The 12,333-nt window shown below is 67.0% G+C and carries 12 protein-coding genes; 3 read left to right on the forward strand and 9 right to left on the reverse strand.

What is annotated here, in order from left to right:
* Positions 1-315: 315 nt before the first annotated feature.
* The 5 genes from AC1RJ9_RS23260 to AC1RJ9_RS23280 all read right to left on the reverse strand — a co-directional run bounded on the left by AC1RJ9_RS23260 (position 316) and on the right by AC1RJ9_RS23280 (position 4,291).
* Positions 316-1,839 (reverse strand): autotransporter outer membrane beta-barrel domain-containing protein, encoded by a 1,524-nt coding sequence (locus tag AC1RJ9_RS23260; protein ID WP_492840488.1) that lies wholly within the window; start codon positions 1,837-1,839, stop codon positions 316-318.
* Between the two features lie 284 nt (positions 1,840-2,123).
* Positions 2,124-2,522: a COG4315 family predicted lipoprotein gene (locus AC1RJ9_RS23265; RefSeq protein ID WP_492840486.1), complete on the reverse strand. Its 399-nt coding sequence runs from the start codon at positions 2,520-2,522 to the stop codon at positions 2,124-2,126.
* A 315-nt stretch (positions 2,523-2,837) separates the two neighbouring features.
* Positions 2,838-3,488 carry an aldo/keto reductase gene (locus AC1RJ9_RS23270; protein WP_492853400.1) on the reverse strand — a complete coding sequence of 217 codons (651 nt, stop codon included), beginning with the start codon at positions 3,486-3,488 and terminating at the stop codon, positions 2,838-2,840.
* Complete coding sequence (locus AC1RJ9_RS23275) at positions 3,473-3,847, reverse strand: aldo/keto reductase (RefSeq protein WP_492840484.1); 375 nt, start codon at positions 3,845-3,847, stop codon at positions 3,473-3,475. Before AC1RJ9_RS23275 ends, AC1RJ9_RS23270 begins: the two co-directional genes overlap by 16 nt.
* 15 nt (positions 3,848-3,862) lie before the next feature.
* The gene (locus AC1RJ9_RS23280; protein WP_492840482.1) at positions 3,863-4,291 is read right to left on the reverse strand and encodes a helix-turn-helix domain-containing protein; all 429 of its coding nucleotides are present in this window, start codon (positions 4,289-4,291) and stop codon (positions 3,863-3,865) included.
* 192 nt (positions 4,292-4,483) lie between these two features.
* On the opposite strand from AC1RJ9_RS23280, the gene AC1RJ9_RS23285 reads away from it, so the two are divergent.
* From AC1RJ9_RS23285 to AC1RJ9_RS23295, 3 genes are all read left to right on the forward strand, one after another.
* A complete protein-coding gene (locus AC1RJ9_RS23285; protein ID WP_492840480.1) occupies positions 4,484-5,011 on the forward strand; it encodes an RNA polymerase sigma factor in 528 nt (175 codons plus the stop codon).
* On the forward strand, positions 5,008-6,048 hold the full coding sequence (locus AC1RJ9_RS23290) for a FecR family protein (protein WP_492840478.1): 1,041 nt from the start codon (positions 5,008-5,010) through the stop codon (positions 6,046-6,048). The genes AC1RJ9_RS23285 and AC1RJ9_RS23290 overlap by 4 nt, the downstream gene beginning before the upstream one ends.
* Before the next feature lie 122 nt (positions 6,049-6,170).
* Entirely contained in the window at positions 6,171-6,782 is a 612-nt protein-coding gene (locus AC1RJ9_RS23295; RefSeq protein ID WP_492840476.1) for a hydrolase, read from the forward strand.
* A gap of 73 nt (positions 6,783-6,855) precedes the next feature.
* On the opposite strand, the gene AC1RJ9_RS23300 is transcribed toward AC1RJ9_RS23295, so the two are convergent.
* From AC1RJ9_RS23300 to AC1RJ9_RS23315, 4 genes are all read right to left on the reverse strand, one after another.
* Entirely contained in the window at positions 6,856-7,332 is a 477-nt protein-coding gene (locus AC1RJ9_RS23300) for a cupin domain-containing protein (protein WP_492840474.1), read from the reverse strand.
* Positions 7,329-8,264: an alpha/beta fold hydrolase gene (locus tag AC1RJ9_RS23305; RefSeq protein WP_492840472.1), complete on the reverse strand. Its 936-nt coding sequence runs from the start codon at positions 8,262-8,264 to the stop codon at positions 7,329-7,331. Before AC1RJ9_RS23305 ends, AC1RJ9_RS23300 begins: the two co-directional genes overlap by 4 nt.
* 111 nt (positions 8,265-8,375) lie before the next feature.
* Positions 8,376-11,405 (reverse strand): TonB-dependent receptor, encoded by a 3,030-nt coding sequence (locus tag AC1RJ9_RS23310; RefSeq protein ID WP_492840470.1) that lies wholly within the window; start codon positions 11,403-11,405, stop codon positions 8,376-8,378.
* Between the two features lie 288 nt (positions 11,406-11,693).
* Positions 11,694-12,332, reverse strand: coding sequence for a hypothetical protein (locus AC1RJ9_RS23315; RefSeq protein WP_492840468.1), 639 nt, complete (start codon positions 12,330-12,332; stop codon positions 11,694-11,696).
* Position 12,333: the final 1 nt, after the last annotated feature.

A 12,333-nucleotide genomic window follows, 5' to 3' on the forward strand; every position in this document is an offset into this window, starting at 1 on the left:
CTTGGCATCGAGGTCGACGACGCTCTGGAGATGTCCGAGCAGATCGACCTCTAGCGCAACAACGGACCAGCTTTAACGCGGCCGGAATGCATGACGCGCCAACTCTGAATGTCGCGTTCCTGGAGCCACGCCAACGTCAGCAACTGGCGCGCCTCAGCCAGTAAACGCAGGTCGGGGCCTCGCGCCGAGTCCTTCGACATTGGCGCGCCGACGGCCGTCCGCGCCTTAAGCTTCGGCGCCGGCTGCGCCCTTGCGGCTAGTCCCCAGCGTCGCCGCGGCTTGAAGGCGCTTGCTTCAAGCCGCAAGCCACTACGGTCAGAAGGTCTTGCTGATTGACAACAGGGCGGCCTGATCGACCAGGCCGTCGCCGTCGAAGCGCGGCGCATAGCTCGCGCCGAACTGGAAGCCGGTCTTGGTCACCGCCGTGAGGCCCAGATCGAAGGCGCCGTAGGTGACGCCGGTCTTGGGGCCGCGGACGGCGAACAGCACGTCGGGCTGGGCGGTGAACGCCGCGTTGAAGATGTCGCGCTTGTCGCCAAGCTCCTGCACCGCGCGGGCCTTGCCGTTCAGGACCAGCGCGCCCCAGGCGCGATCGATCCCGTAGCGAGCCTCGACGCCCAGGCCCAGGCGGGTGCTGTCGCGGGTGCGGCCTTGCAGGGTCGAGCCGAACGCCTCGGGATTGACCTCGGTGTAACCGTCGACCTTGACGCGGGTGGCCACCAGATCGGCGATAGGCCCGAAGGTGAAGGCTCCAGAGCCCAGGCGATAGCCGGCGGCGGCGGCGAAGGTATAGGCCTTGCCGTCGGGACTGGCGGTGGCCGCCAAGGCGCTGTCGCCGATCGGCAGGATGCGGCGCGAGTCGTAGTCGATGCTGGTGTAGGCGGCGTAGCCGTCCAGATGGAACGGGCCCGAACGCCAGCCGGCATAGAGCGCCGGCGAATAGCTCTTGGTCTTCAGCTTGCCGCCCAGCGACAGGTCGGTGTCGGTCTTGTCGGCCGAGAAGGCAGCCCCGACGACAAGGTCGGGCGTTATGGCGTAGTCGACGCCGCCGCTGGCGATCGTCGTCGTCTGATCGCCCGCCAGAGAGTCTCCCAGGCCGTGATCGCCGAACCGGGCCCCGGCCGCCAGGAAGCCGCTGAACCGCGCCTCGCTCTCGCGCCGCCCCGCCAATCGCGACTGGATCTGGTCGAAGCGGGCCGAGGCCCCGTCGATGACCACCTCGGTCTGGACCGAAGCTTCCTCAGGGGTGGGGAAGTCAAGCACCACACGGGCGTCGGCGTTGTCGGGCGCGAAGTCCGAGATGGTTTCGTTGCCGACCAGGCCGCTGCGCGGCCAGAGGTTGGCCAGGAACTGCGCGGTCTTCAGGCCCTGCGGGGTCAGCAGCGAGGCCGGCATCACGACGCTGAGCGTGTTGCCCGAGACGGTCACCGCTCCGGCCGGCAGGACGGTGGCCACGCCGGTGACCAAGTCGCGCACGGTGGTCACGCCCTTGGGATCGACGATGATCACCGAGTCGAAGAGGACGTTCGAGGCGATAGCCCCAAAGCGCGCCGTGCCCTTGCCGCGATTGAAGCCCCAGACATAGACGCCGCCGGTGGTCTGGCCGATCGCGCCATTGGTCGTGGCGTCGAGGCGAAAGGTCGCCCCGTTATAGGTCGCCTGCATGGCGACCACGTCCAGGTCCGCGCCCTTGGGGCCGGTGTAGCTGGGAATGAAGTCGCCGACCGCGTCGGCCACCGCCTGGGCTTGGGCGGCGGAGGCGAGCGCCAGACCGGCGCCGAACAGACTGGCGATCAGGGCCAGGCGGCGAGCTTGAGCAGGTTTCGGGACGAGAGGCATGGGGAAGACCCTTTTCTTGGATTGCGGACACGGACGGGCGCCCGCCCGCGAGGCGTCGCGGGCGTCCGTTGGTGTAGGGACGAGAGGAACTCGCCGGAGCGAGCGTCAGGTGGTCAGGACGGAGCGGCGAAGGCTCCGCGCCCAGAGGCCCAGGGTCGCGCCGCCGCCCGGGAGGGCGACTGCGCCAAGCGTGTCGAAGTCATGGTTGTCATGCGCCTTGCCCGGTGGACCTCCTGGATGGACGTCGGCGCGAGGGCTTTATTCCTGAACCGCCGCGTTTTTTTTTAGGGTTTGGCGACGGCAAGATGCCAGCTGTTGGCCAGGAAGCCGTCGCCGCTGATGTCGCCGGGCTTCTGGTCCTTGATCCAGCGATAAAGGGGGCGCCCGTTGAACGCCCATTGCAGGGACCCGTCCTCGCGCGTCACCAAACCGTAGGCGCCGTCGGCCATGGCGTCGGCCTTGGCCAGCAGCGGCGGCCAGTTCTGGGCGCAAGCCTCGGCGCAGTTGGAGCGGCCAGAAGCGTCCTTGTCGAACACATAGAGGCTCATGCCGGCCGGGTCGGCCAGCGCGGCGCCCTTGGCGGTCTCGACGACGCGGATCGGGGCCCGATCTTGCGCCAGGGCGGGGCTGGCGGCCAGCAGCGCCAGGGCGACGAAAGCGGCGGATAGTTCAAGTTTAGGCATGAGATGTCTCCAAAGGTCACGACGACCCTCAAGCAGACGCCGCTGCGCCCCCCTTTATTCCCGTCCGCCGCCATGGCCGACGGGACCGAAAATGATTTCCGACCGGACGGAATAAACGCGGTCTGTCACTGACTCTTTAAGTCGCGACCGTCGGACTCAGTGATCCCAGCGTGAAGCCTGACTCCATAAGCCGCGACTGACTCCAAAAGCGCGCGATCAGACTCGAAAATGCGCGACTGCCTTTCGGTGATTTTTGACACATGGACGACTATAGGGGGGCTAACGTTTACGCCCCGGAGAGCTTCAACACGAACCTCAGGCGTCGAGCGGCAGGGGCGCGGCCGGGCTGACTAGGCCAGCCTGCCGCAGCTCGCACCAGAAGTCGGCGGGAATGACGGCGTCCAGGCCGGCGCGGTCTTCGGCGATGCGGCTGGGGCGGCTCGCGCCAGGAATGACGGCCGCGACGGCCGGGTTGGCCAGGGCGAACTGCAGGCCCGCGGCCTTCATGCTGACGCCGTGGTGACCGGCGATGGCCTTGATGCGGGCGACCTTGTCGAGGATCGCCGGAGTGGCCGGGGCGTATTCGAAGTGGGGGCCGCCGACCAGGGCGCCTGAGCTGTAGGGGCCGCCGACGACGATCCCCAGGCCGCGCTCGGCGACCATGGGCGTCACTCGCTGTAGCGCGCTGTCGTGGTCGAGCAGGGTGTAACGGCCCGCCAGCAGGAAGACGTTCGGGCGAGGCTCTTCCTGGCCCAGCAGCAGCTCGATCGGCTCAACCCGATTGACCCCCAGGCCCCAGCCCTCGATCACCCCTTCGTCGCGCAGGCGGTCGAGCGCCTTGAAGGCGCCCCGGCGTGCAGTCTCGAAAACGCCCAGCCATTCGTCGCCGTAAAAGTCCTGCGCCAAGTCGTGAACGAAGACCAGTTCGATCCGATCGGTGCGCAGCCGCTTCAGGCTGTCCTCGATCGATAGGTCGCGTCCTCGGAATAGTCGTTCACGATCTTGTTGGGCCGGCCATGCTGAAAGACGCCGCTCTTCTCGCCGAAGTCGCGATCCTCGGCGGAACCGACGTCATCCAGAACGATCCGGCCGACCTTCGTGCTGATGACGTGCTGGTCGCGGGGCTTGCCCGCCAGAGCCTCGCCCATGCGCAGTTCGGCCAGACCGGCCCCGTAGAAGGGCGCGTTGTCGAAATAGCGGATGCCGTCGGCCCAAGCGGCTTCGACCGTTCCCAAGGCCTCGTCGATGGGAATGTCGCGAAACATGTTGCCCAGCGGCGCCGCGCCAAATCCCAGCTTGCCGGGCAGAAGCTTGCTCAAGGTCATGGTGGAGCCTTTCGATCAAGGGGTCAGGCTGATCAGTCGCGCCGGCCGCGGATCGGGCCGCCGGTGCAAGGCGGCGTTTGCTCGACGCCAACGACAGGGCGTGTCGCCGACGAAGGCGTGGAACACACGGGACATATGGGCCTGATCAGAAAATCCGCTACTCAACGCGATTTCGCAGAGTGAAGCCTGGGTCTGCCGCATCAGAACCTTGGCGTGGTCGAGCCGGGTGCGGGTCAGATATTGGCGCGGCGCGAGGCCAAAACTGCTCTTGAAGCGCCGCGCGAACTGTCCAGGGCTCAGACCCGCCAGGCTCGCGAGCTCCTTCAGCCGGATCGCTCGGCACAGGTGTTCGTCGAGGTGATGCAACACCTTGCGCTCCTGCCACGGCGCAAGCTCCGGCGCTCTGGTTTTGGCCGTGTCGGAAACAGCTTCGGCGACGGTCATCGGCGCTCTCCCTGCGCATCTATCCTGGCGTCCTTCACCCGATCGAACGCATCGCGCTGGAATTTCCTCACCGCGCTTCAACAATGTGATGAGGAGTTGCGGCCACGCTGCGTTCTGCCTTTCTGACGACGAGTCCTTGGGCGCGTTGGACAGACGGCGGAGTCTCTGATGGGAATGGCGCGAGAGGGGGCCATGAGGGATGCTTCGGACGCCGCCGCGCGCGCGGACGCTTTCGCCCGGCAGGCGGCGGCGATGCGCGGGCCCTTGGCTTCCTATTTCCGTCGACGGATCCGCAATGCGGGCGAGGTGGAGGACTTGGTGCAGGAGGTTTTCCTGCGCCTGACCGTGCGGGGCACCCCCGACAACGCCGATCACGCCAGCGCCTACATCTTCCAGATCGCCGCCAGCGTCCTGGCCGACCGGTACCGTCGGCGCACTGTCAGACGCGCCGACGAGCACGTGGCGCTGGATCCAGAGCTTTGCGGCGAACAAGATTTTGACCCCGCGCGCATCTATGCCGGCAAACAAGCCTTGAACGCCGCCGCCGCCGCCCTGATGACCATGCCCGAACGTACGCGGACGATCTTCCTGCTTCGGCGGATCGACGGTCTCCGTCACCTAGCGATCGCCAAGCAGCTGGGCCTGTCGGTCAGCGCCGTGGAGAAGCACATGGTTCGCGCCATCGAGCACCTGACGGCCCATGTGGGAGGCGCCCGATGAGCCGCGACGCCTTCACGCCTGCTCAGGCCGCCGCGCAATGGCTTGCTTGCGAGGACCTCGACCGATCGCCTCAGCGCGAGCAGTTCGCCGCCTGGCTGGAGGAAAGCGAAGACAATCGCAAGGCCTGGGCCCAGGCGCACCGGGTTTGGGAGGTCTTCGGCGACGCCGAGAAGAACGATCTGATCGCCGCCTTGGCGCGCGCGGCGCGACGGGCCGGACCCGAGCCGGTGACCAAGCCCCTCCGGCCTTGGCTCATCGCCGCCTCCATAGCGGCTGCGATCGTCGCGGCGGGGCTGTTCGCCGGCGTTCGCCAGGAGTGGTTCGCGCCGGCCACCGCGCCGACCCAGTTCGCGACGGCTGGCGCGCCGTCGCTCGCCGCGTTCGGGCGCGCAGACTACGCGACGGGCCAGAACCAGAAATCCATCGTCGACCTGCCGGATGGGACGCGTCTCACCCTCGATGCGGACACCGCCGTGGACGTGGCGTTCACAAAGGACCGCCGCGATATCCGCCTCCTGAACGGCCATGCCTTTTTCGACGTCGCGCATGATCGCGAGCATCCTTTCGCCGTGGAGGCCGGGGAGCGGCTCATCACGGCGCTCGGCACCCAGTTCGACGTAAAACTGGAAGCGGAGGAACTGCGAGTGGTGCTGGCCGAAGGCAGCGTGTCGGTTGGCATGGCCCATGCGCGCTCGGCCGGTCCGCCGCCGGTCACGCTTAAGCCTAGCGAGGCCTTCTCCGCGCCGAAGAACGCCGCCGGCAGGGTGACGCGAACGGATTTGAACGAAGCGCTGGCCTGGAAGCAGGGTGTGGTCGAGTTTCGTGACCAGCCGTTGTCCGAAGCGGTCCAGCTGTTGAACCGCTACACACGGGCCCAGATCGTCATCCGAGATCCCAAGGTCGCGGCCTTGCGCATCACCGGAGTCTTCAAGACAGGCGATATAAAGCGCTTCGGGCGCTCGGTCTCCGAGGTCCTGCCGGTGCGCATGATCGCCCGTGACGCGGACACCTACGAGCTGGTCTCCGCGCGGCGCTAGACCCTCTTTTCATTGAGGATTTTTGGAAAATCGACGTTCTCCCTCATAGAGCGGCGCGCGCTCGATAGGCTTGTGCCTGTCGACTGCTCCCGTCGCTCGAAACCCCAAGAGCGAGGACCGACATGACATCGCCCCAGATCATCCGCGACCCCGTGGCCGATCATCTGCTGACGCCGCAGAACGCCGCCCTGCTGATCATCGATTTCCAGCCCGTGCAGGTGTCGTCCATCGTCACGATGGAAAAGCGCCTGCTGATCGCCAACGTGGTCAACCTGGCCAGGACCGCGCGGCTCTACGAGCTTCCCGTCGTGCTCAGCACCGTGAACGTGGCCACCGGCCTCAATTCGCCGACGATCAGGCCGATCACCGACGTGCTGACGGAGGCCGAGCCGATCGATCGCACCGCCATCAACGCCTGGGAGGATGACGATTTCGTCGCCGCCGTGAAGGCGACCGGCCGCAAGAAGCTGATCATGGTCGCCCTGTGGACCGAGGTCTGCCTGGCCTTCCCGGCCCTCGACGCCCTGGCCAAAGGCTATGACGTTTTCGCGGTTGTGGACGCGGTGGGCGGCACCTCCGAGCTGGCGCACCGCGCTGGCATCGATCGCATCGTCCAGGCGGGCGGCAAGCCGGTCAGCTGGATCCAGGTGGCCTGCGAGCTGCAGCGCGACTGGAACCGCAAAGCAACCGCCGAGGACTTCGCGGACATCGTCCTGCGCGCCGTGGGTCACTAGCGATACGAAAAGGGGAGCAGGGCCGGTGGCCTTGCTCCCATTCTTCGGCGAGATCTTCGAAGAGGCTTAGGGCTTAGGGCTTAGGCGCGTCGGCCGCCTCGACATAGTCGGTGCTGGTGGGCCCGAAGCCGGAGATATAGACGCTGGCGCCTTCGGGGCCGGTCATGGCGAAGTGATCGACCCCCGCCGGCTCGCTGTAGAAGCTGCCGGGCGGGAGCGTCTTCACCAGCGCGCCCTTGGCCGTGCGGCCATAGCCGAAGCGCCACAGACCGCCGACGACGATGGCCGTGCGGTTGTCGCGATGGCTGTGGGCGGCGATGCGCATGTTGGGCGGCACGCGTAGCGCGATCGTGTAGGGGCCCGGCTTGGTGGGGTCGCCGTACAGGACCGTCGTGCGGATGCCGCTGACCCCGGAGGTGCCGGCCGTGGCGCCGCCTTGAGCGAGGGCCTGGATATCCGTGGGAGTGAGGCGAACCTGACGCTCCTGGGCCGATGCGGCGCCGCCCCCGATGATCAGCGCGACAAGGGCTATCGCGAAGCGGCGGCTCATGGCTTGGCGTCCAGGAAATCGCGGACCATCGCCACGGTCGCCTTGGGGTTCTCTTCCATGATCCAGTGGCCGGAGTCGGGCACCACGCCCTCGGTGACGTTGCTGGCGGCGAAGCGCATCACTGTGGCCATCATCGGCCCGAACGATTTTTCGCCGCCCAGGGCCAGCACCGGCATGGTCAGCTTGCCCTGCGCCATGAAGGCCTTGTTATCGACGGCGTCTCGGTCGAAGGCGGCGAATTGCGAGAAGCCGCCGTGCATGGCGCCGGGCAGGGCGTAGAGCTTGGCGTAGTGCTCGCGCGAGGCCTCGGTAAAGCGGGACGGTGTGGCTGAGAACTCGTTCCAGAAGCGATCGAGATAGATACGCTCGCGCCCGGCGACCAAACGCTCCATGTCCGGTCCGCCGAACCGGAAGTGCCACAGCAGCGGGTTCTTCAGGACATCTTCCCACGGACCGACGCCGGGCAGGGGCGCGTCGATCAGCACGAAGCGGCGGACGCGGTCGCGGTGTTCCGCGGCGAAGGCGTAGCCGACCATGTTGCCGATATCGTGGGTGACCAGATCGACCTGGCCGACCTTCAGGGCGTCGAGGACGCCGGCCACGTCTTGGCCCTGGTTCTTCTTGTCGTAACCGCCCGAGGCCGGCTTGGACGACAGCCCAAGGCCCCGCAGATCGGGCACGATCACGGTGTGGGTCTTGGCCAGCTCGACGGCCATCGGCTCCCACATGTCGCCGGTCTCGCCATAGCCGTGCAGCAACACGACGGCCGGGCCCTTGCCGCCCACGCGGACGTGGATCGTCGCGCCATTGGTCGCAATGTCCTGGACCTTGAAATCCGCAGGGAAGGGTTTGACCTGGGCGTGGGCGGTCGCGCCCATGGCCGAGGCCGAAAGGATGAAGGCCGCCAAGGCGACCGGGGCGAGCTTGCGCACCTGCTGTCCTCCAGTACGGCGCGGAACCGACCGCGCCTAGGAGGGGGAACGCAGGCTTCGGGGGAACCCTCACGTGGTGGACAAGGCGAGACAGGCTTGCCAGGCCGCCGGTCAAAAACGGGCGGCGAGCAGGAGTCCGAAGCGGCGGCGCCGCGGATCGCCATGGTAGTCATAGCCCATCTGAGTGACGTCGGCGATGATCGGGGGGCTGGTGTCAAACAGGTTCTGGACGCCCAATCGCACGTCGAACGCCTGGATGGGCGAGTTGGCGGGCGGAGTGAATCGACGGCGGGCCGTCAGGTCGATGTAAGTCTGGGATTTCAGACGGTTCGAGCCCTGGGCGAGCGCGACATCGCCGATGGCGGGATAGACGGGGGACCACAGGGTTCTGGCGCCGCCGACGTACTGGACGTTGAGGTCAACCGTGAGCTTGTCGCGCGTCCAGGTCAGGCCCGCATTTCCCTTCCACCGGGGAGGCGCGTCTCGCAGGCCAGCGCGTCCCAGCCAGGGCCCGTCCTTCTTGACCTTCGATTTCAGAACCGGCTGCCAGGTCGCCGCGCCATACAGCCGTCCCTGTCCGTGGGCCGTGGCGGGAAGCGTCCAGTCGAGGTCGTAGTCCACCGTCTGAGCGGTCGTGCGGCCGTCATTTCCATACCCCGTATAGAAGGCCGTGATCCGGCCGGCGGTGAAGCCGAGGACCGCGTCGGCGTCCGTGAGCGGTTCGCGGTCGACCCGCTCGGAATAGGGTGAGCCCTGTCCAAACAGATTGGATCCGGTGAACTTGACGATCTCGTCGCGGATCTCGATCCGGGAAACATCGATCGACAGGCGCGGCCCACCCCCTGTCGGATTGAGCACCAGGCCGCCGGATATCGTCCGGCCCTCTTCGGCGCGGATCCTGTGCGATCCCTCTCGAATCTCGATGACCGCGCCCTCGGAGATGGCGGGGCGGTTGCCCCGCTGCGGATCGAGCAGGTTGGAAAAGACCGGCACCGTCCGCTCTTGAAGATACTGCAGGGCGGGCGGCGTCTGGCCTGTCGCCAGGCTGGCGCGCAGCATCAGCCACGACCTCGGCAAGACCCGGGCGCCGACGGTGTAGACATCGGCGCGGCGGCGCGCGGTGAAAGGCCGCGTGGCCCGGGCGGCGACGGCCCGGTTGTCCGGCACGGTCATCCTGACGTCGTCGCGCCGCCCGGCGAGCTGCAACTCCAGGCCGCGGATGGGAATGAAGCGGGCGTCGGTCGGGACAAGCGGCGCACGTAGCTCGGCGTAGCCCGTGCGCACGTCCTGAGCGCGATCGTAGGTCAGCGTACTGGATTTGCCGAAGGTGCTCTGCGCCATGCTTTCGGCTTCGGGAATGTGTTCACGCCGAAACTCGCCCATCAGGGTGAGGGTCAGCGGTCCTCCAGGCAGCGAGAGAACCGGGCCGGCCGCACGCACGGTCGCGTCGTAGAGCCTGTTGGTCAGCCGCAGGCGGGACGAGGTGTTCACGAGATAGCTGCGAAGCCCCGCCTGCAGCGTCGCGTAGTCGCCAAAGGGCGTCAGCGCCGGTTGCCCGTTCCGCCCCACGACGCCCCATCCCAGGTAGTCGGAACCCACGTCGCGGCTTTGAGACTGGGTCTTCAGCGCGGCGCGGCCAACCGTGTAGTCGGCGGAGGCCTGCCAGTGGCCAGGGAGGCGCACAATCCCGCCCGCAGTGACACGATAGGCTGACGTCCTGCTGATCCGGTCCTGAACTAGATCGGGCAGGGGGACGAGGATGTTCAGCGCGTTGGTGAACGGGTTGAGGGGCGACGCGCCGAGCGTGCCCTGAAAATAGCGCGGCAGCCGCGCCTCGGCCCGGTTGTCCAGATAGAGCGCGTCGATGAAGGCCTCGACCCTGTCGGACGCGCGGTGCCTGGCGTTGAAGAGGATGGACCGCGTTCGCGGGGTCGAGACGAGCGAGGTGTCCTCGCCCCCCAGGCCCTCGGCGGGCGTGTCGAGTTGCCTGCCCGCGTTACCGGCCAGCGTTGTCGCGAGCGTGGCGCGGTCGCCTTGAAAATCGAGCGGCAGATGAGTGAAGACCGAGCCTAGCGACGCGCCGCCCAGGCTCGGTGTGAATTTCAGCGCGTCGCCAAAGATCGAGCCGATCAGGACGCCGCCGATCGGCTGACCGCCCAGATAGAAGCGTTTCGGGTCGTTGACGTTCCGATACTGTTTGGAACGCAGGGCGTAGTCGCGCTGCCCCACCGCGAAGCGCTCCGCGGCTGCGTATGAGCCGGCGATCAGCACATGGGTGCGACCGTCGTTGGGGGTGAACCCGGCGCGCCCCTCGACCCTGAAATGGCCCGCGTCGCCGCGGCTGGAGACGCCGGACTCGAGGGCCACCTCGGCGCCGCTGTAGTCGCGCTTCAACACAACATTGACCACGCCGCCGATCGCCGAAGGGCCGTGAACGCCGCCGATGGTGCCGGTCAGGCTCTCGATACGCTCGATCGCGCCCAGCGGGATCGCGTTGAGATCGGACTGACTGAAGCCGTAGCTCTGGGTCGGCAGGGCCGGCAGGCGACGGCCATCGACCAGGACGAGGGTTCGTTGCGATCCTAGGCCATGCAGATCCAGGCTCGAATTGTTCGAAGCCCCGGCGCGTACGTCCTGATAGGGCGATACCAACTGTCCATTCGCCGACAGCCGATCGCGGAAATACTGGCCCAGGTCGTCATGCGGCGCGACCGCCAGTTCGCGCGGGCCGATGACGTTGTAGGGCTGGATGTCATTCTCCGTGCGGCGGATGTCGGTGTTCTGGGTCCGCCGCCCGATGACCAGCACCTCCGATATCGCGCCGTCGCCGGAGTCCACGACGCGCGTCGGCGTAGCGAACAGGACGAAGACGCCGTCGGGTGTCAGCCGATAATCGATCCCCGACCCGGCCAGCAATCGAGCCAGAGCCTGCTCTCCGGAGAGACGCCCCTTGATCGCCTGGCTTTGATGTCCTTGAACAAGGTCCGCGGTGTAGAGGATGTCGACGCCATTCTCGCGAGCCAGCTCCGCGAGGGCGTCCCCCAAAGAGCGTCCACGCACATCAACAATCGCGGCCGCGCCTTGGGCGGTCGCTCCGCAGCTCAGCAATGAGATCAATATGCCCGCGGGAATCATCGCCATGCGTCCGCGTCCACGCGGTATGCGGCGCCGATCCTCCGCGGCGGGATGGATTGCGATCATATGGATCTCGCGCGTCTCTCGAGAACCTTGTTATCTCTGGCGGTGGCTAGGATGGCTAGCGCCAAGTCCGCGAACGGCGGCGACATCCTGATCGAGCGATTTCGCGGCTAGAATGTCCATGGTCTGGCCATTCACCCAACGTCAGCTATTGGCGCGGCGCTGCCGGAAATCGGACCCACCGTGGGCAAGGGCAACGTGGATGTGGGCGTTGTCGTGAGACTGTTGATCTTATCCGCCCGCCTTGGAATCAAGCGCGGTGATTACGGCCTTACCAGCAAAGACGAGGCCCAACGTCAGGGGCGCAAGCAGCCAAGCCATGAGGGCCTGTGAAAGCGGTGTCCAAAGACTGATCGGGACCAGCGCAACTCCGATCACCAGGCCGATCAAGGCTCCGAAACGGTTCAAGGCGAGCCGCTTTGGCGAGGCTGGCGCATCGCCGCGGCCCAGCACGATCAGCTTGGCGGCGCTGTTGGCGGCCATGGCCATCCAGATCGCGGCGGCGGCTAGGAGCAGGCGCGGCGCGGCTTCGCCCAGCGGGAACCAGCCGTAGATCACGCCGATTTCCATGGCCTCGAGCGCCGCGAACAGCCCCGCTATTCCGGCCAGCAGCGTGGCGCTCCAGCGTCGGCGCTGTACAGCGCTTTCAGAGTCGCCCGTCGGTTGGCGCAGCGCCACGAAGAGCAGGTTCAACAACAGGCCGGCGGGCGCGGCCAGCAGGGCCTCGATGGGCAGCGGCCGTCGTCCAGCGCCGAGATGACCGACCAGGGTCGGCAAGTGTTCCACCGGCCGATCCGCGGTGACGATCGCGGCTCCCATGGTCATCAGGGCCGTCAAGCTCCCGATCATGATGGTCAGACGGCGGTCCATG

It is taken from the genome of Caulobacter sp. GW822-FHT07D08 (assembly GCF_058798735.1).

Excerpts from the sequence above, each read along its gene's own strand:
- AC1RJ9_RS23265 (WP_492840486.1), bottom strand. The coding sequence starts at position 2,522 with ATGCCTAAACTTGAACTATCCGCCGCTTTCGTCGCCCTGGCGCTGCTG.
- AC1RJ9_RS23290 (WP_492840478.1), top strand. The coding sequence starts at position 5,008 with ATGAGCCGCGACGCCTTCACGCCTGCTCAGGCCGCCGCGCAATGGCTT.
- AC1RJ9_RS23285 (WP_492840480.1), top strand. The coding sequence starts at position 4,484 with ATGAGGGATGCTTCGGACGCCGCCGCGCGCGCGGACGCTTTCGCCCGG.
- AC1RJ9_RS23295 (WP_492840476.1), top strand. The coding sequence starts at position 6,171 with ATGACATCGCCCCAGATCATCCGCGACCCCGTGGCCGATCATCTGCTG.
- AC1RJ9_RS23260 (WP_492840488.1), bottom strand. The coding sequence starts at position 1,839 with ATGCCTCTCGTCCCGAAACCTGCTCAAGCTCGCCGCCTGGCCCTGATC.
- AC1RJ9_RS23280 (WP_492840482.1), bottom strand. The coding sequence starts at position 4,291 with ATGACCGTCGCCGAAGCTGTTTCCGACACGGCCAAAACCAGAGCGCCG.
- AC1RJ9_RS23300 (WP_492840474.1), bottom strand. The coding sequence starts at position 7,332 with ATGAGCCGCCGCTTCGCGATAGCCCTTGTCGCGCTGATCATCGGGGGC.
- AC1RJ9_RS23310 (WP_492840470.1), bottom strand. The coding sequence starts at position 11,405 with ATGGCGATGATTCCCGCGGGCATATTGATCTCATTGCTGAGCTGCGGA.
- AC1RJ9_RS23275 (WP_492840484.1), bottom strand. The coding sequence starts at position 3,847 with ATGACCTTGAGCAAGCTTCTGCCCGGCAAGCTGGGATTTGGCGCGGCG.
- AC1RJ9_RS23315 (WP_492840468.1), bottom strand. The coding sequence starts at position 12,332 with ATGGACCGCCGTCTGACCATCATGATCGGGAGCTTGACGGCCCTGATG.